Annotated in this window: 18 protein-coding genes; 9 read left to right on the top strand and 9 right to left on the bottom strand. The window is 41.1% G+C overall.

Going from position 1 to position 18812, the window contains the following annotated elements:
• The first annotated feature begins 40 nt into the window (after positions 1-40).
• The 9 genes from ACIZ62_RS13400 (at position 41) to ACIZ62_RS13360 (ending at position 9060) form a co-directional block, all read left to right on the top strand.
• Complete coding sequence (locus ACIZ62_RS13400; protein ID WP_111889360.1) at positions 41-1540, top strand: NAD(P)/FAD-dependent oxidoreductase; 1500 nt, start codon at positions 41-43, stop codon at positions 1538-1540.
• Complete coding sequence (locus ACIZ62_RS13395; RefSeq protein ID WP_111889361.1) at positions 1521-2798, top strand: NAD(P)/FAD-dependent oxidoreductase; 1278 nt, start codon at positions 1521-1523, stop codon at positions 2796-2798. The genes ACIZ62_RS13400 and ACIZ62_RS13395 overlap by 20 nt, the downstream gene beginning before the upstream one ends.
• 17 nt (positions 2799-2815) lie before the next feature.
• Positions 2816-3190: a DUF1667 domain-containing protein gene (locus ACIZ62_RS13390; RefSeq protein WP_111889362.1), complete on the top strand. Its 375-nt coding sequence runs from the start codon at positions 2816-2818 to the stop codon at positions 3188-3190.
• 106 nt (positions 3191-3296) lie between these two features.
• Positions 3297-4145 carry a class II fructose-bisphosphate aldolase gene (locus tag ACIZ62_RS13385; RefSeq protein ID WP_111889363.1) on the top strand — a complete coding sequence of 283 codons (849 nt, stop codon included), beginning with the start codon at positions 3297-3299 and terminating at the stop codon, positions 4143-4145.
• Positions 4146-4154: 9 nt separating this feature from the next.
• On the top strand, positions 4155-5096 hold the full coding sequence (locus ACIZ62_RS13380) for a PHP domain-containing protein (RefSeq protein WP_111889364.1): 942 nt from the start codon (positions 4155-4157) through the stop codon (positions 5094-5096).
• Between the two features lie 41 nt (positions 5097-5137).
• A complete protein-coding gene (locus ACIZ62_RS13375) occupies positions 5138-5812 on the top strand; it encodes an HAD family hydrolase (protein WP_111889365.1) in 675 nt (224 codons plus the stop codon).
• A 24-nt stretch (positions 5813-5836) separates the two neighbouring features.
• On the top strand, positions 5837-6556 hold the full coding sequence (gene deoC, locus ACIZ62_RS13370) for a deoxyribose-phosphate aldolase (protein WP_111889366.1): 720 nt from the start codon (positions 5837-5839) through the stop codon (positions 6554-6556).
• A gap of 113 nt (positions 6557-6669) precedes the next feature.
• On the top strand, positions 6670-8211 hold the full coding sequence (locus ACIZ62_RS13365; protein WP_111889367.1) for an FGGY-family carbohydrate kinase: 1542 nt from the start codon (positions 6670-6672) through the stop codon (positions 8209-8211).
• Between the two features lie 99 nt (positions 8212-8310).
• Positions 8311-9060, top strand: coding sequence for a GntR family transcriptional regulator (locus ACIZ62_RS13360; RefSeq protein WP_111889368.1), 750 nt, complete (start codon positions 8311-8313; stop codon positions 9058-9060).
• A 63-nt stretch (positions 9061-9123) separates the two neighbouring features.
• On the opposite strand, the gene ACIZ62_RS13355 is transcribed toward ACIZ62_RS13360, so the two are convergent.
• The 9 genes from ACIZ62_RS13355 to glpK form a co-directional block, all read right to left on the bottom strand.
• Positions 9124-10311 (bottom strand): DHHW family protein, encoded by a 1188-nt coding sequence (locus ACIZ62_RS13355; RefSeq protein WP_111889369.1) that lies wholly within the window; start codon positions 10309-10311, stop codon positions 9124-9126.
• A gap of 10 nt (positions 10312-10321) precedes the next feature.
• Entirely contained in the window at positions 10322-11722 is a 1401-nt protein-coding gene (locus tag ACIZ62_RS13350; RefSeq protein ID WP_414150362.1) for an MBOAT family O-acyltransferase, read from the bottom strand.
• 9 nt (positions 11723-11731) lie between these two features.
• Positions 11732-12202, bottom strand: a complete 471-nt coding sequence (locus ACIZ62_RS13345; RefSeq protein ID WP_414150361.1) for a DUF4358 domain-containing protein — start codon at positions 12200-12202, stop codon at positions 11732-11734.
• Positions 12203-12214: 12 nt separating this feature from the next.
• Positions 12215-12979 (bottom strand): GDSL-type esterase/lipase family protein, encoded by a 765-nt coding sequence (locus ACIZ62_RS13340; protein WP_414150360.1) that lies wholly within the window; start codon positions 12977-12979, stop codon positions 12215-12217.
• 185 nt (positions 12980-13164) lie between these two features.
• Positions 13165-13533 carry a DUF1667 domain-containing protein gene (locus ACIZ62_RS13335; RefSeq protein WP_111889374.1) on the bottom strand — a complete coding sequence of 123 codons (369 nt, stop codon included), beginning with the start codon at positions 13531-13533 and terminating at the stop codon, positions 13165-13167.
• Positions 13530-14798, bottom strand: a complete 1269-nt coding sequence (locus ACIZ62_RS13330) for an NAD(P)/FAD-dependent oxidoreductase (protein ID WP_111889375.1) — start codon at positions 14796-14798, stop codon at positions 13530-13532. The genes ACIZ62_RS13335 and ACIZ62_RS13330 overlap by 4 nt, the downstream gene beginning before the upstream one ends.
• 2 nt (positions 14799-14800) lie before the next feature.
• The gene (locus ACIZ62_RS13325; RefSeq protein WP_111889376.1) at positions 14801-16270 is read right to left on the bottom strand and encodes an NAD(P)/FAD-dependent oxidoreductase; all 1470 of its coding nucleotides are present in this window, start codon (positions 16268-16270) and stop codon (positions 14801-14803) included.
• Positions 16271-16381: 111 nt separating this feature from the next.
• On the bottom strand, positions 16382-16993 hold the full coding sequence (locus ACIZ62_RS13320; RefSeq protein ID WP_111889377.1) for a glycerol-3-phosphate responsive antiterminator: 612 nt from the start codon (positions 16991-16993) through the stop codon (positions 16382-16384).
• A gap of 140 nt (positions 16994-17133) precedes the next feature.
• Positions 17134-18624 carry a glycerol kinase GlpK gene (glpK, locus tag ACIZ62_RS13315; RefSeq protein ID WP_111889378.1) on the bottom strand — a complete coding sequence of 497 codons (1491 nt, stop codon included), beginning with the start codon at positions 18622-18624 and terminating at the stop codon, positions 17134-17136.
• Positions 18625-18812: the final 188 nt, after the last annotated feature.

Below are 18812 nucleotides of genomic sequence, written 5' to 3'. Positions count from 1 at the left end.
CCCAAATCAAAAATACGAAAATGAATATGGAGGTGACACCATGAAAACAGATGTTTTAATCATTGGTGGCGGTGTAATTGGTGCTTCCGTTGCTCATCAGCTTGCTAGGTATAATCTGGATATTATTCTGGTTGAAAAAGCGAGTGATGTCTGTATGGGGACGAGTAAAGCAAACTCGGCAATGATTCATAGCGGTTTTAATATTGATGGTGACACATTAAAAGGCCAGTTAGTATTAGCAGCAAACAAAGTAATTAAGCAATTATGTCAGGATTTAAAAGTAGATTTGGTTAAACCACTGGGTTCAATAACTGTTGGATTTGAAGAAGCAGACCTGGAAAAAATGAAAAAAACCATGGCAAATGGAATCAAGAATGGCATTCAGGGGATGAAACTACTTAACCAGATAGAACTACATGAGATGGAACCCCACTTAAATCCAGATGCAAAATATGGTCTATTCGAACCGGAGACCGGAATAATAAATCCCTTTGAATACACCGTGGCGCTGGCAGAAAATGCTGTGATTAATGGCGCAAAAGTTCTTTTGGACACAGAAGTTCTGGATATTATAATTGAAAACAAAACTGTAACAGGTGTTAAAACAAATAAAGGCGATATCGCCACAAAAATTATCATTAATGCCGCCGGACTATACGCAGATAAAATAGCTGCGATGGTCGAAGACATTGATTTTGAAATCAAACCAAGAAAAGGACAGTATTTTTTGTATGACAAAAAATGGCGTGATATTTTAACCTATACGATTTATTCAGCACCGACGAAGGTATCGAAAGGGATGATCGTCGTACCGACCATTGATGGCAATATATTAGCAGGATCAAATGCGGAGGCAGTTGAAGATAAAACCGATTTAAGAACCACCGCACAAGCTTTGGATCAGATCTACACAAGTGCCATCTCACATTTATTTCCTGAGCTTCCCAGAATGGGTGATGTGATCACGACCTTCACGGGGCTGAGAGCATCAAGCACCAATGAAGACTTTATCATCGAATCCGCAAAAACGGTCACAGGTTTTATTAACGCTGCTGGTATCCAGTCGCCAGGTTTAACTTCGGCACCAGCTATCGCAGCAATGATTGAAGGCCTGGTAAGAGCGGAGAATCGCGATTTGGATTTTTCACCAAAAGCGAACTATGAAAAAGGCAGACAGGCACCAGTGCAGCTTTCGGATTTGTCATATGAAGAAAGAACCGCCTTAATTGAAGAGAACCCCGATTATGGCGAAATTATCTGTCGCTGCGAGTCGATCAGCAAGGGTGAAATTATGGATGCAATACACCGACCCATTCCGGCAACAAATATGGATGCCATTAAACGTCGGGTCAGAGCAGGTATGGGACGATGCCAGGGTGGCTTTTGTGGACCGAAGGTGCTTGGCATATTAAGTAAAGAACTGGGAATTTCTCCGCTTGAAGTGACACAAAAAGGAAGTGCATCCTTTGTTCTGACTTCTAAGAATAAAGAACTATCTTTAGAAGAAGGAGATAGAAATTATGAAAAAATTAGAGTATGATTTAGTCATTATTGGCGGCGGACCGGCAGGGCTTGCCGCAGCATTGGAAGCGAAACGAAACGGTGTCCCGAAAATCCTGATTTGCGAAAGAGCACCATATCTGGGCGGCATTTTAAATCAATGTATACATAACGGATTTGGCCTGCAATATTTTAAAGAAGAATTGACGGGGCCTGAATATGCCAGTCGCTTTATTGAAGAATTGGAAAATTCTGACATTGATGTAAAACTGGGCACCATGGTAATGGAAATAATGGTAGATAAAAAAGTGATTGCTGTTAATCGTGAGGATGGGATGTTTCAGATCGATACGAAAGCATTGATTCTGGCAATGGGATGCCGAGAAAGAACACGTGGCGCGATTACCATACCTGGCAGCCGTCCGGCCGGGATTATGACAGCAGGAACAGCCCAGAGTTATGTTAATCTGGAAGGCTATCTTCCGGGTAAAGAGGTAGTCATCCTGGGCTCAGGAGATATTGGTCTCATTATGGCGAGAAGATTAACGCTTGAAGGTGTCAATGTGAAAGGGGTCATCGAATTAATGCCCTATTCAACAGGACTCATAAGAAACAAAGTGCAATGTCTTGATGATTTTGATATTCCCCTGTTATTGAGCCATTCGATTACTGAAGTGCATGGAAATGAAAGACTGGAAGGTGTTACAATTGCCGAAGTTGACAAAAGCTTCAAACCGATTGAAGGCACTGAACAATATGTGAGCTGCGATACCTTGCTGTTATCGGTTGGCTTGATTCCAGAAAATGAATTATCCAATAATCTGGGATGTGAAATGGATAAGGTGACACGGGGACCGGTGGTGAATGAAAAACGGATTACCAATATCCCATGGGTATTTGCTTGTGGAAATGTTCTGCACGTTCACGATTTAGTTGACAATGTTACGGAAGAAGCTGAAATTGCCGGAAAAGCCGCCGCCGCTTTTATTAACAATAAAAAGAATGAAGTAGAAAAGGAAGTCATCATCACCCATGATAATAATATTGGGTATGTTGTTCCTCAACACATTGATGCATTAAACAACCAGGAGCAGACGATTAAGTTTTTTCTTAGAGTGAGGAATTCAGATGAGGATGTTCGATTAATTGTCAAAGATAATTTTAATAAAACGTTACTTAATCTTAAAAAGACAATCGTTGAGCCTGGTACCATGGTAACATTTAATTTACCAAGAGAGTTTGTGACTAAGGATACTTCATCAATTGATATTTCAATTTCCAAGGAACAAGCGCAATAAGATGGAGGTGTAAAATCATGGCCGTAAAGAAATTTATATGCATTGGATGTCCGAAAGGGTGTAGTCTGAAAGTTGAGCATACCGAAAAAACCATACATGAAATCAGTGATTACAGTTGTAAAATAGGATTGAAATATGCGCAAACGGAGTTCACTGAACCCAAGAGAACGATAACAACCACCGTAAAATTGAAATCAGGTGATTTGCCTTTTGTGCCGGTTAAAACAAAAAAACCGGTTAATAAGGAAAAAATATTTGAAGTGATGAATGTGATTAGTGGATTGGAAATTGAATCACCCGTCAGAGTCGGAGATGTTGTCGTATCAAACATTGCCGGAACCGGGGTCGATCTGGTTTGTACTCGTAACATAAAAAATGTAGCTGTTCGATAGATTTTTGTAATTAAAATGATGCGAAATCATGGTATAATAAAGAAACAGTAATCATAACCCATCATACGCATGTATGATGGGATGAAATAGAAATGAGGTGATAACCATGAGTTATGTCAACATGGAAGCGATTCTTGAGCATGCTCGAAAAAACCATTATGCAGTTGGTGCCTTTAACATCGTGAATTATCTGACTGCAAAGGCGGCAATTGAAGCGGCCGAGGAACTAAATCAAAATATTATCATTCAGACCTCGGTTAAAACAGTAAAGGCTTTTGGTATTGTTGAAATGATGGGTTTTTTAAAACCGATCGCTGAAAATGCTCAGGTAAAGGTTGCGATTCATCTTGATCATTCCACCGATGTAGAGTTTACAAAAGCCTGTATTGACGGCGGCTGGTCTTCCGTGATGTACGATGGTTCGCAATTGCCACTGGTAGACAATATCAAAAATACCAAAGAAATTGTGGCCTATGCCAAGCCAAAAAATGTGACGGTTGAAGGCGAATTAGGTGCCATTGTCGGCGTTGAAGATGACATTGTCGTAAAAGAAGGTGATCATGCTCATGCTAAACCAGCAGATTGTCGCATCTATTTGAAAGAAACGGGAGTTGATGCGTTTGCGCCGGCAATCGGAACAGCACACGGAGTTTATAAAGGTGAAATTAAAATCGATTATGATCTTTTTGAAGATATCAATGAATTTTCACTGTGTCCGTTGGTTCTCCATGGTGGAACCGGGCTGAGTGACGAAATGTTTCATCGGCTGATCAGCCTGGGTGCATCAAAGGTGAATATTTCAACAGCGATAAAAATTGCCTATTGTCAGGGAATGGCTGCTTTCAGTAAAGAAAATCCAGCCCAAAATGATCCGCTGAAATTGGATGCCTTCACCAAACAAGAAGTTAAAAAAGTTGTGACCGAGCATATCCGCTTTTTTAGTCGGATCGATTAGAGAGGTAACATGATGACAACACAACCAAATTACATTGTTGATTTACATAGTCATACCACCCGGTCTGATGGGGGGGACACACCGCAGGAATTTATTTCCAATGCGGCCGCTTTAGGAATGAAAGTGATTGTATTTACTGATCATGATGTTCTGCCGCCTGATCAAATCGAAGTAAATGGGGTGATGGTGGATCCTGTTCTTTATGCCAGGAAAAAAGGGATGAAACTGATACCGGGAATTGAATTTTCCTGTGAAACACAGGTAGAAGATGTCCACATTGTTGTGCTAGGGTGCGATTATTCCAATCCTAAAATAATCGAAATGTATCAGAAAATTGTAAAAAGTAAGATATTTTCCTATCAAAAGTTATTAGGCAAACTGGCTGACAATGGCTATGATATAACCTGGGATGAAGTGTTGAATTATGATGATATTCCGAGAAAACCCGAGGACGTGCAGAAAAAAATAATTTTCAACCTGATGGCAGAAAAAGGTTATACAAAAACCTGGAGTGAGGCAAAATTATTGATCAGAAATAACCCGGACTTCAGTGTCAAACGAGAAAAACCAGACCCCGCTGACATCATTAACATTGCCCATGAAAGTAGTGGAATTGCCATTTTGGCACATCCTTATCTGATTGATGAAACCGTTACGACCAATGAGGGTACAATGACCAGAGCGGAGTATATTGATAAATTGATTGATCTGGATCTCGACGGAATTGAGGCAAGCTATACCTATGATAAGACCACTTATAATGGACCGTATACGAAGGAGGAAATCATTGCCAAGGTCAAATCAGATTACCAGGATCGAGTGAGAATTATTTCTGGCGGTTCTGATTATCATGCGGACTATAAAAAGACCGATAAAAATATCAGAAACATTGGCGAGTGTGGCGTAACCCTGGAGTATTTTAACAGCAATGAGCTTTTAAAAAATCTTTAATTGATTTCTTAAAACGCTATAAATGTTTAATGGAGGTTGCTATGATAATAAAAAACAAGGAACCCTATGCGTATTCGTATCTTATTTTTGATTTGGATGGAACTCTGGTAGATTCGTGTCCAGATATTATTGAGACGATTAAGTATATTATTGATCGTTATGGCTTTGATCAGAAAGAGGATGCATTTATTCGGAGTTGTATTGGCGGGGGAGCAAGAAACGTCCTCATCAAATCTCTTGGTGAGGACAAAGAAACCCTCATTGATCACGAAATACTGCCACTGTTTGTTGAGTATTACACCGAGAATTGTGATAAAAAAACCTTTGCATATGATGGCGTACTAGAGGTTCTGGAGTATTATAAACAGAAGGGAAAATCACTGTCAGTGGCTACTTTTAAAATACGAAGGGCAACTGAAAAAATTTTAAAAACACTAAAATTATATGATTACTTTGATATTCTGGTGACAGCCGATGACGTTAAAAACCCCAAACCTCATCCTGATTGTATTAATGCGATTCTCGCGTATTATAATTGCAGCAAGACCCAAGCGATTCTCGTTGGGGATACCAAAACCGATTATCTCACTGGAACAAATGCAGGCATTGATGTGTGTGGAGTTACATTTGGATATGGTGCTCCGGAGGTCGTCAGATCATTAAATCCAACCTATGTTATTGATCGTATGGAAGAGCTTAAAAAAGCTGTTTTATAGAATAAAAATAGGAGGCATGAAGTTATGGTTGATTTATCAAAAATGGATAAAAAAGCCCTGGGAAAATGTTTTGATCATTCGGTGCTGCCAAAAAATACCACCGAAGCTGAAATTCGATCCGGTTGTCGCGAGGCGGTCGCCTATAATTGTGCGGCATTCTATTCCGCAACACCCTATTGGACACCAGTGGTGGTGGACGAACTAAAAGGTACCGACATCCACATTGGAACTGGTCTGGATTTCCCCTTTGGAGCATCATCATCGATTATTAAAGCATTCGAAACAGAGTACGCAGTAAAAGCCGGATGTACCGTTTTAGACCTTGTGATGAATGTCGGGGCGTTAAAAGACAAAAGATATGATGTGATCAAGGGCGAGTTGATGGATTTTAAAACCGCAGCGCAGGGACGAATCACCAAAACCATTATTGAAACCTGTTTTTTAAGTGACGAGGAAATTGCGACAGCTTGTAAACTGATTGCAGAAGTGGGCATTGATTACGCCAAAACATCAACTGGTCAATTTGAAGGGCCAAGTATGGAACAGTTTTTAGTGATGAAAAAGACATTATCTGAAACGGAGGTCAAGCTCAAGGTGGCAGGGGTTAAATTCCCCCGGCCGCAAAATGCTTACGTATTCATTCTGGCAGGCGCCGATCTGATCGGCACACGTGCGGCAGTCGCAATTATCGATGCGTTTGAACAAATGCGTGAGATTGGACTGGTTTCCAAATACAAAGACTGAACCAAAAAAAGTTTCATCAAATTGCTGAACAAAATTCCCTTAAACTAGGCATAATATTAAATTAATTCATGGTGTAAAAGTTAATTTTTATTATTTAGAAGGAGAATTTAAATATGGGCAAATATTTAATCGGTATTGATGTGGGAACAACTGGTACAAAAGCGATGATTCTTGATAAAGACGGCAAAATCTATGGCAAAGGATATGGCGAGTACCCATGTAACTATCCGAATCCCAATTGGGTTGAGCAGGATGTGGATTTGTTGGTCGAGGAAACCTACAAAGCATGTAAACAAGCAGTCACATCATCAGGACTTGATCCGCAGGAAATTGCGGCGGTTGGATTTTCCTGCCAACGGGCAACTTTTGCGCTGGTAGATAAAAATAATGAACCCATCGATAATATTTTTTATGGTTGGCAGGATAACCGGGGAGCAGATATCCTTGAAGAAGCGATGGGCATTATTGATCCGGATACATTCTTTAAAAGCACTGGTATGCCGATGGCGCCAACCTTCACTTTTATCAAACTGTTGTGGTTAATGAAAAAAAGACCAGAACTGTATGAAAAAACGAAATACGTGGCAATGATGCCGGAATACATTCAATATTGCTTTGGTGCGGATGATTTTTATTGTGAGGTGACCAATGCCTGTACATCGGGGTATCTTAATCCCAACACAATGGATTGGGCGGACAATATTATTAATGCTTTTGGCATTGATAAGGCAAAGTTGCCAAAATTAGTGAAGCCAGGTGATATTGTTGGAAAAGTGACACCAAAAACGGCAGAGAAAACGGGACTGGCTGTCGGGACTCTCTTAGTTGCGGGAAGTGGCGATCAGCAATGTGCCGCCATTGGTGCCGGCGTTATTGAAGATGGTTATGCATCTTTAACGCTGGGGACAGCAGGTCTTCTGGTTGTTGGCACAAAAAATCTGGTATTAGACGATGTACCGGGGGTTATGGCAACCTCATCGGCATCATTAGGATTATTCAATCTTGAGGGGATACAACTGGGTGCCGCCAGCAGTTATCGATGGGCAAGGGATGAGTTAGCTGAAATCGAAGTAGCATTCGGGAAAAAGACCGGAATGGATCCCTATGAAGTGATGGATTACCATATTATAAAAAGTCCGGTAGGGTCGAAGGGGATTGTCTTCATGCCATTTTTGACCGGGTCAGGTTATCCGTATTGGAACCCTGAAGCAAAGGGTATCTTTGCCGGTATTACTTTTGCCCATTCCAAGAGTGATATGATTCGTTCGGTTATGGAAGGGATCACACTGGAAAGCAAGGATATGTATGAAACCATGAAAAAATCCGGCGTGATTTTGAAACAACTAGCTATAACAGGCGGAGCTACAAAATCCGCAGCATGGCGTCAGATCATTGCTGATATGTTTGGCGTTCCCATTCGTAAACTGGAAATACCTGACGCAACCATCGTTGGAGCGGCGGTTATCGCAGGTGTCGGCGCGGGGTGGTTTAAAGATGTCACAGAAGGAGTCATTTCAATGGTTCGTTATCTGGAAACGATTGAACCGATAACTGAAAATGTTAAAAAATATAACGAAATTTATGACATTTACAAAAATCTGTATGTCGCATTAAATGAAAATGGCTTATATACACAATTTGCCAAATTAAAATAAGCAGAATGAGATCAATTTTTGCGGATTATTCTTTTAATTCTATAGAGTGTATGATAAAATAAAAGAAGTTTTGCTAAATAAGCTGCACAAAGGGGTTTTATGGAAGGAAGTATTGATATGTACAAAATTAAGCGAGAAAACCCGAAACCATTGTACATACAATTGGAAGAGTTAATTCGTAATAATATCGAAGAAGGTATTTGGAGGCCGAACACAGCCATACCATCTGAGAGTGAAATGAATCGGTTGTATGGGGTTAGCCGCATGACAATCCGTTCAGCGTGTTCTCAATTGGTGCAGGATGGTGTTCTCTATCGCGTTCCTGGTAAGGGTACCTTTGTGGCAGAACCCAAGATAATGGCGGAATCTTTGGCATATATGGGCTTTAGAGAGCAATTGGAGAGAATGGGGTATGAAATTACCACAGAGCTTTTAAATGTTACCGAAAAAGAAGCCTCGTTGAGTGTTGCAAAGCGTCTGCAATGTCCGCAGGGGTCTCCAATACTGGAAATTGAGCGGTTGCGTTTTCTAAAAGGTGAGCCCATCAGCCTTCATTATTCACGGATTCCTTATGATTTGTGTAAGAATCTAAGTGATCGTGCACTTGAAGAAGAACAGCTTTGTGTGCTTCTTGAAAAAGAGTATAATTTAAAACCCAGCCGGGTCATGGAAACTTTTGAGTCGGTTACGGCCTCGGAAAAAGAGAGTAAACTTTTAAAAGTTCCGCAAGGATACCCCTTGCTTGTTTTAGAGGATATTCTTTATGATAAGGATGATAAGCCTTTTGAGTACTCAAAAGTAGTTTTTCGTGGCGATAAAATTAAATTAAAGTATGAATACCGTAATTAAAATTACGGTATTTTTTTGGCCGTGATCCAGATTATGATGAAAAGATTTTTGAAGATACATTTGTTACTCGTCGTTTAGTACCGGTTCCAAACTGGTATCCCGGAAAAAGGAGTTCGCATTAAAGAGATAGAGTACATCAGTGATCTGAGCATCAGCGATGAGATCATCAATACTATCATAGTAGTAACGGGGATCAACGACGGTGATCTCACTGTAAAAAGGGGTTAAGAAGGGAATAAAAGCATTGGCATACGAATCCTTGATAATCAGCAGATTTTTTTCATTCAGCACCGGATTTTTAATTTTTATAATGGGATGATTACCAGCCAGAAAAACGGCATATTTGTCATTCTCCTTTAATTGTTCGCTGTCATAAAGGGAAGCGGCTTTTTTTTGTTCTTCCACATAGCTTACCACCGAATAGTCATCGTCGCTTTTAGGAATATAGACCTCAATGGTATCGGAGGAAGACGTCAAATAGCCACTTTTAGAAGCCAGGGCACCAGAAAATGAGTGGGTAACAGGATAAACGATATAGGCATCAGGGTCTGCTTTAATACCCATGGTATCGGCGACTCCCTGAAAAGAAAGCCAGGCACCTAAAGTGGTCCAGTGATGGTCGGTTTTATAATACAAAAGTTGGTCCTGATGTTCTGCTAAAATCGGACTGGGATCAAGAACGCTGAAGTGTTCCTGCAAGCCGGCAGTAAAGCTATTGATATAGTCGCTTTGATTTAGTACCGGAGCATAGGCTGGCAGTTTATCAGCGGTGACACTAATTGCATTGGGAACCAGCATAAAGAAGTGGTTTAGATCGGAGTGCTTTTCAGCAAACTGGTTTAATGCAGTTTGAGTCTGCGCCACAGTGTCAGCAGATAAAGGATCAAAGTTTTCGATCAGGGTGGCGTTTTTGCCGAAATAAACCCCATTGGAGCTATTTTTTCCGATCAGGCGATCGGTACTGGTTTTGGTATGAATCCAGAAATTTCGCCCGACTAATTGGTCGGCCGTGTACTTTTGCATTTTTTTCATATAGCGGCCATCGATGATGCTGTCCACAGAAAAACGGGGCCATTGGGTTAAAATCCGGTTTTCATTTTCAGACAGTTTGGTATCGGGCAGGATCAGTGAGGCCAGGGAGAAAAAGGCAAGGATCCCGATAAAGAGCAGCCCCAATAAATTAATATATTTTTTATAAAATAAAGAATGAGCATATTGATCATGTTCACGATGGTTATCTTTTTTTCGCATATTACTTCACCTAAAATCTAAAATATAAAAAAGGATTATATGTTTCTGTTACTAAATAAGCAATGGATAAAAACATAATCACGCTGTTAAGTCCCAGTCCAAAAGGGATCACCCATTTTTTTTCCTGGTGAATCAGTTTGTTATAGCGTTGATGAACAAACGGGGTACAGCAGATGCCGCATACAAGTAATAAAATAAGACTGGTGGTTAGGTAATAGAGGCCGGTTGAATCAACCAGAGACGCACCGGCAGTAAAAAACATAACCTGCAGGTAAGACAGGGCAAAACCCATGTCCGGACTGGCAAAGAAAACCCAGCCGATTATAACCAGAATCAGGGTGTAACTGTGCTGAATAAATCTTGGCAGTTTTTCCAGCAGTGCGCTTAAGAATACTTTTTCAGCAAAAAGGATCAGCCCATAATAGCCACCCCAGACGACAAAATTCCAGTTGGCACCATGCCAGAGGCCTGTTAACAACCAGACAATACAGAGGTTTAAAAAGAGCCGGGGGATGGGAACACGGTTACCACCCAGAGGGATATAAAGGTATTCACGAAACCAGGTTCCCAGTGAAATGTGCCAGCGTCGCCAGAATTCGGATACACTTCGGGAGATATAGGGATAATTAAAGTTTTCGAGAAATTCAAAACCAAACATTTTCCCCAAACCAATGGCCATATCCGAATAACCACTAAAGTCGAAATAGATTTGAAAGGTAAAGGCGATAATTCCGATCCAGGCGGTAAGTACTGACAGTTCACCCACATTTATGGCTGAAATAAGGGTCCAGACATAGCCGATATTGTTGGCCAGCAGAACTTTTTTGCCGAGACCCTGGATAAAACGTTCCACTCCGATTCCGAATTTTTCCTGATTGATCACCCGCTCGGTTAGCTGATCGTCGATATCCTTATAGCGAACAATCGGTCCGGCGATCAGCTGCGGAAACATGGTGACATACAAGCCAAAGGAAATGATGTTTTTTTGGACCGGAACCTTTTTCAGATAGATATCAATGACATAGGAGAGAATCTGAAAGGTATAAAATGAAATCCCGATCGGTAAGGGTAAGGGCGTGTAGGGAATCCCCAGACTAAAGATCTGGTTAATGATACTCAGTAAAAACCCCCAGTATTTAAAAAAGAATAAAATGCTTAAATTCACGATGAGAGTAAAAATAAAAATTCGCTTCCGGACTAAATGGGGCTTTTTGTCCATCAGTAGTCCCATGCCAAAGTCGAAGGTGATGGTAAAAAGCATTAAGAAAACATAAATCGGTTCTCCCCAGGCATAAAAAAATAGACTGATCAGAAGCAGAATTAAATTTTTTCCCTGTTTCGGGATAATGGTATACAGACCCAATGCAATGGGAAGAAAAGCAAAGATAAACAAAATACTGCTAAAAACCATGGTCACTCCTTAGGGATTATTCTTGATGCTTTTGACAAAGGTATCTTTTAATGTGGACGCTTCAGGTGATACACAATAAAAAAGCGTGTTTCCCACAATTTTAAACTCATGATTTTCAAGTAGCTCCACCTGCTTCGGTCCGTATCCGCCAAAGCTCTCCAGTTGCATGGCGTTGCGGACATCAACGGCCCCTTCGATCAGATCCAATTGGGCGGAATCTGAGGCTTTAATCACGAGGATTTCGGATACATCCATATAATTGGCCGGGACGTAAATTAAAACTTCCTGATAGTCACTCATATTGAGTCCGTAATAGCGTTTCAATGTTTTTCCATCCCCCTTTTCCATCCCGCTAAGGTTTTGGGAAGCGGCGAGCAGATCGGTTTCCACCTGAGATAAAGGTGCCTGCTCGGCAGAATGACAGCCAAAAGAGAGTAACGCAAGTATTAGAATGGATAGAAGTACAAAAATTTTTTTCATGATGGTCCAATTCTATAATAAATTTTTTAAATTGCTGTTATCCACAAGCGTGTCCAACCATAGTGGGTAGAACTCACGGATCACATGGATGCCGTCTTGTTCATGGTACTGTGGGTTGTTTTTCAAAAGCGGGTAGGTATTGATATAATGGATATTTTTTCGGGCAGCCATTTCCACTAACGCAGCATTATATGTTTCAATTTGACTGAGCTCGGGGTTTTCTTTGAGGGCTTCATCGGTAACCGGAAAGATACTGCAAACATAGATTTGGGTATTCGGTAATTGCAACCTGATCGAATCGATAAGTTTCTCATAAGAAAGGATATAGGCGTCCAGGGTACTATCGGGATGACTGATGTCATTGAGACCTAACTCAAAAAAAACATAACGCGGTGCCAGTTCAACGATACTTTGGACGTCTCCTTGACTGTTCTCGGCTGATTTTCCCATCATCGCAACCAGCGAGGTCGGGTTTAAAAATCCAAATAAACCTAATCCCTCGGCGATGGAATCACCAAAAACAAGGGCATTGCCAAATAATGCGGTGTAATCGCCGGGGTCAACGGCTTTGCGCTTCAAGTAGTCAATTTTTTCTTCCATGGTATAGAGATCCCGGGTTTCTAGTGCAGTTAGGATTTCGACACCCTCGTCAAGTTTTGCGTTTTCTCTGGCGGTGGTTTGATACACAATAACCAGAATTAGCATCATTATAACACCAGGAATCAGCATAACAATAACCAGATTTGCCTGGACACGTTGTTTTATTTTTTCAAACATAGAGTAGCACCTTTTATTGTCGAATTTGTATAGTTAAACATATCACAATAGCAGGTAGAAGTTCAATGTCTGTTTTGTAACAAATTAATATTTTGTTGTTACGAATAGTGGTTTAAAAGTAGATAAATAAAAAAGCGCCTGAAAACAACTCTGGGAATTATTTTCAGACGCTATTTATTGAGATATCAGAACGAGCACTTATCCATGGTTCGAGTAGCAACAACATCGATTCCAAGACCTAAAAGATCTTTGATAACAACATCACCGGTTTTTATGGGTGCTTCCACAACAACCTGATTAATAGCGGCCATGGCATCAAAAATCTGGCCTTTGGGGATAGGTTCCGCAGTTTTAACCGGCAGGCGGGGAAGCATGGCATGCTTAATCACCACCGTAGTGGGAATAACCCGGGTTGGGTTGGTCATTTCATTGATGGCATATTTTGGACCACGTTTACAGGTGTTGCCGGTAACCTCATAGGTACCATCCGCTTTTTCTTCAATGGTCATCTGGCACCCGATGGGGCAAACAATACAGGTCATATCTTTTTTCATTTCTTTGCCTCCTCTACGACAAATCGGATTTCTCCGGCAGGATACTGGGCTAAAACATCTTTGGCGATCTTAAAGTTAACCATTTCGGCGGGCAGTAATTTCTTTTCTTTTTTAGTGGCGATCAATTGGTCGCCAATATAGGCATTAACCACTTTATCTTGAAAGACCTGTCGCACACGCATATAGAAAGTAACTTTTTCCTCGACGTTTTTCATGGCAACCTGCTGCGGAACGACATAACCAATTCCGTCGCCGTTGGTGGTCGTAAAGGTAATCTCACTAGCCAGATCGCCCTTGATATACTTGGCAGCGCCTTTACCGGCCAGGACCGCTTCTTCGCTGACAAAATCCACCAGGTCATGAACGTGAACCACATTTCCACAGGCAAAAACACCAGGCATAGAGGTTTGACGCAGTTCACCGACAATGGCACCGTTGGTTCGGTTGTCCATGGTAACACCGGCATTACGAGTGATTTCATTTTCGGGAATCAAGCCCACTGAAAGTAGGAGGGTATCACAGGGAATATATTCTTCTGTTCCAGGAATCACTTTTAGTTTTTCATCAACCTTGGCAACGGTAACGCCTTCTAATCGGTCTTTACCGTGGATAAAGGTGATGGTGTGGCTTAATTTTAACGGGATATCATAGTCATCCAAACACTGAACAATGTTTCTAACCAGACCGTTAGAGTAGGGCATTAGTTCGCAAACAGCCTGAACATGAGCACCTTCCAGGGTCATTCGTCGGGCCATGATCAGACCGATATCACCAGAGCCGAGGATAACCACTTCTTTACCAACCATATATCCTTCCATGTTGATAAAACGTTGGGCAGTACCGGCAGTGAAAACACCCGATGGACGATACCCCGGGATACCGATGGCACCGGAGGTCCGTTCCCGACATCCCATAGTTAGAATAACAGCTTTCGTTTCAATAACCATGTACCCGTTTTCTTCATTGATAACGTGGATGGATTTGAGTTCTCCATTGTCATGCATATCAAGTACCATGGTATTGAGCATGTAAGGAATATTAAGATCTTTTACCTTATCAATATAACGTTCGGCATATTCCGGTCCGGTTAATTCTTCATTAAACGTATGCAGACCAAAACCATTATGAATACACTGGTTAAGAATACCGCCTAATTCCCGGTCTCTTTCCAGAATCAGGACATTTTCTGCTCCATCATTTTTAGCTTCAACGGCAGCGGCCAAACCAGCGGGTCCACCACCTAAAATAACAACATCATATATCATGATTACGCCTCCTCCTGAACGGATTTCGTTTGACCTGAGAGAATGAAGGTCGAATCCTGTTGATCGTACATAATTTCATCTAATGGAACATTGAGTTCGCGGGAAAGAATTTCCACAACCCGGGGAGAACAGAAACCACCCTGACAGCGTCCCATACCGGCACGACAGCGTTTTTTAACTGATTTAACGGTACGGGCACCAGCACTGCGGTGAATAACATCGATGATTTCACCTTCAGTGATGGTTTCACATCGGCAGATAACTTTGCCGTATTTTGGATCTTCATTAATAATTGCAACTTTTTCTTCCTCGGTCATTTCGTCAAAACGCAGATGCTTTCGGACCTTAGGATTATAGTCGTGATTTTCTTCGATATCTGGGATCATTGGTTTCACAATTTCTTCGACCACAAAGTGAGCAACCGCAGGAATTGAGGTGAGTCCAGGCGATTCATAGCCAGCCACGTTGATAAATCCTTTTACGGGCGATTCTTCAATAATGAAATCACCATCAGTCGTTGTAAAGGTATCCTTTACAGGAGTGTTTCGAAGTCCGGCATAGGACCTAATAATCTTGTTAAATGGTAGCGAAGGACAGTTTTTAAGGGCATTTTCTTTAATATAGTCGAGGCGTTCAGTGGTGGTCGAAATATCGCCTTTGTGCACGGGTTCAGCATCCGGTCCAATTAACAGATTGCCGTGAGCGGTCGGTGCCACTAAAATACCTTTGCCCTTTTTTGAAGGACATGGGAAGATGACACTATTAACCAGATAACCGGCTTCTTTATCAAAGATAAAATAATTTCCCTTACGAGCAAGCAGTTTAAAGTAGGGTTTGCCAACCATTTCATAGATATCATCAGCAAATAAACCGGCAGCATTAATGACATACTTAGCTTCCACATTTCCGGAATTGGTAATAATTTCGAAGTGGTCATTGTGGTTTATGATATCACTGACCAGATGATTAAGCTTTAGGGTAACACCGTTGTCGACAGCGTTTTCAGCCGCGTGAATACAGAGCTCAAAGGGGGACACAATCCCTGCTGTCGGAGCATAAAGAGCACCGCAAATATCGTCATGGATATGGGGCTCCATGGCATGGACTTCATCTTTAAATAAGATCTGAAGTCCAGGAACTCCGTTTTTTAAACCGTTTTGATAAAGTTCGTGCAGGGTTGCCATTTCGTACTCGTTATGAGCAACAACCATGGAACCACATCGTTTAAAGGGCACATCCAGATCCTCACAAACCTGATCGTACATAAGATTTCCAGCGGCGTTGAATTTTCCTTTCAATTTATGGGCCGGGGCATCAAAACCGGCATGAACAATGGCAGAATTGGCCATTGTAATCTGATTTCCGACATCATTTTCTCCATCTAATAAAACAATGTCCAGTTTGTATCGGGTCAATTCCCGAGCAATGTAGGAACCGGCAATACCAGCTCCAATAATGGCGATATCATACATAATATATTCCTCCTAAGAATAATAAAAAATTAAAAGCCATACAATTTTCTTAAATAAGGGTTCATTTAAGAAAACAGTATGGCTCTCCGTTGCCTTGTATTTTATTTTTGCTTATTCGTTCTGGAGCAATCGCTGCTCTTCCCGAATAAGTTCTATTTTATCCCACAAAGGCTTGTGAGATGTACTGGCTGATAGTGCGCCAGCAGCAAGACACGAACGAACTTCTTCCTCTGTCTCTATGAATCCCCCGGTAACAATTGGAATATCGAGTTCCTTTTTTACAGCTGTAATCAGCTTTGGAACCAGGCCAGGTAAAATTTCGATGGCATCAGGCTTAATTTTCTTTGCCGATGTAATTGAAATATCCATGGCAGAAGAATCCAATAGAAATAAACGCTGAACAGTCATCAGACCTTCCTGCTTTGCCCGAGTGATAATATTGTTTTTCGTGGTAATAATTCCCGTTGGCTTAATCTCATCTTTTAGATACTTAATAAAATAATTATCCTGTGAATAACCTTTAATAAGATCCAAATGGGTAAACACGTGTTTACCTGATTTAGTACAAAGCTCCACCATTTTTTTAAGATTATAGACATTGCCGGTCAGTAAAAAGATGATCTGCGATTTCGAATGAATGGCATCATAAATATCTTTCGGATTACGAACAGCGACAATAATGGGGTTGTCTTGAAACATGAGAAGACATTTTCTCGTCGACATAAAACTCCTCCCGGTTGGATCGTATTTGCAAATTCATTATAACACAATCACAAAAATAGGAAAGAGTAAAATCTAAATTGCCGGGGTGTGGTTAAACACCCCAACAATTTATTGATTAATGAATTGTTAATGTAGTTAGATTATTCGGCGTCTTCCCAGCCTTTAGCAGTTTCAACAGCTTTTAACCAGCCAGCATATAATTTAGCACGAACATCAGCATCCATGGCAGGCTTAAATGAACGGTCCAGTTTCCAGGCAGCAGTTACATCCGCTTTACCATCCCAGAATTTAACAGCCAAACCAGCCAGGTAAGCAGCACCCATAGCAGTGGTTTCAACGATTGAAGGACGATCAACAGGAACGCCTAAAATATCAGCTTGGAATTGCATCAAGAAATCGTTAGCGCAAGCGCCGCCATCAACTTTTAATGCCGCCAATTTGATGTTTGAGTCTTTTTCCATCGCATCCAGAACATCTTTTGTCTGATAAGCGAGGGATTCAACAGTAGCACGGATTAAATGAGCTTTGTTGGCACCACGAGTTAATCCTAAGATAGCACCACGAGCATACATATCCCAATGCGGAGCACCCAGTCCAACAAAAGCAGGAACCATATAAACACCATTGGTGTCAGCAACTTTATTACAATAGTATTCGCTATCAGGTGAAGAATCAACCAGTCGAACTTCGTCTCTTAGCCATTGGATCGCAGCACCGGCAACGAAGATTGAACCTTCTAAGGCATAATCAACTTCGCCATCTAAGCCCCAGCCAATGGTCGTAATCAAACCACTGTTCGATTTAACGGGTTTATCACCAGTGTTCATCAGCATAAAGCAACCGGTTCCATAAGTATTTTTAGCCATACCAGGTTCGAAGCAAGCTTGTCCGAAGAGAGCAGCTTGTTGGTCACCAGCAGCACCGGCAATGGGAATTTCTGTTCCGTAAAGAGAAGTTGTTCCGTAAACATCTGAAGATGGTCGAACTTCTGGTAACATAGAAGCTGGGATATCCAGTTCTTTTAACATTTTTTCATCCCATTTAAGGGTTTTAATATTAAATGCCATCGTGCGGGAAGCATTTGAATAATCGGTTACATGTACCTTGCCATCAGTTAATTTCCAGATTAACCAGGTATCAATGGTTCCGAAAGCCAGTTCGCCTTTTTCAGCTCTTTCACGTGCACCAGGAACGTTATTTAAAATCCAATTAATTTTTGTTCCAGAGAAGTAAGCATCGATTACAAGACCGGTGTTTTCACGAACATAGTCTTCCAATCCACGGGCTTTTAATTCATCACAGAAAGATGCGGTACGACGGCACTGCCAAACAATGGCATTATAAATAGGTTCGCCAGTTTTTCTGTCCCAAACGACAGTTGTTTCACGTTGGTTTGTGATACCAATAGCAGCAATATCTTCAGCGGTAGCGCCAATTTTTGATAAAGCTTCAGTGACAACACCACTTTGGGTAGCCCAAATTTCCATGGCGTCATGTTCAACCCAACCGGCTTTTGGATAGATTTGGGTAAATTCTTTTTGCGCAACACTGACGATTTCGCTGTCATGGTTAAATAAAATCGCTCTTGAACTTGTAGTTCCTGCATCCAGTGATAAGATATACTTCTTCATAAGTATAACCCCCTATTTATTTGATTATTTATTTGATTATGTTTAAAAAACATAATAAAATCATAGAAAAAACAATAAAACCAAACAAAAAAAGCACATACTAACAGATTTACATATTCTCTTAATGTAAAAACGAAAGTACGGCCCTCCATAACTCCTGCCAATATATGAAATTAGTGAATCTTTTC

The sequence above is a fragment of the Acetobacterium carbinolicum genome (assembly GCF_047456275.1).
GTDB lineage: Bacteria > Bacillota > Clostridia > Eubacteriales > Eubacteriaceae > Acetobacterium > Acetobacterium carbinolicum.
The sequence above is the reverse complement of the archived record's forward strand: the minus strand, read 5'-3'. Positions and strand labels throughout refer to the sequence as shown.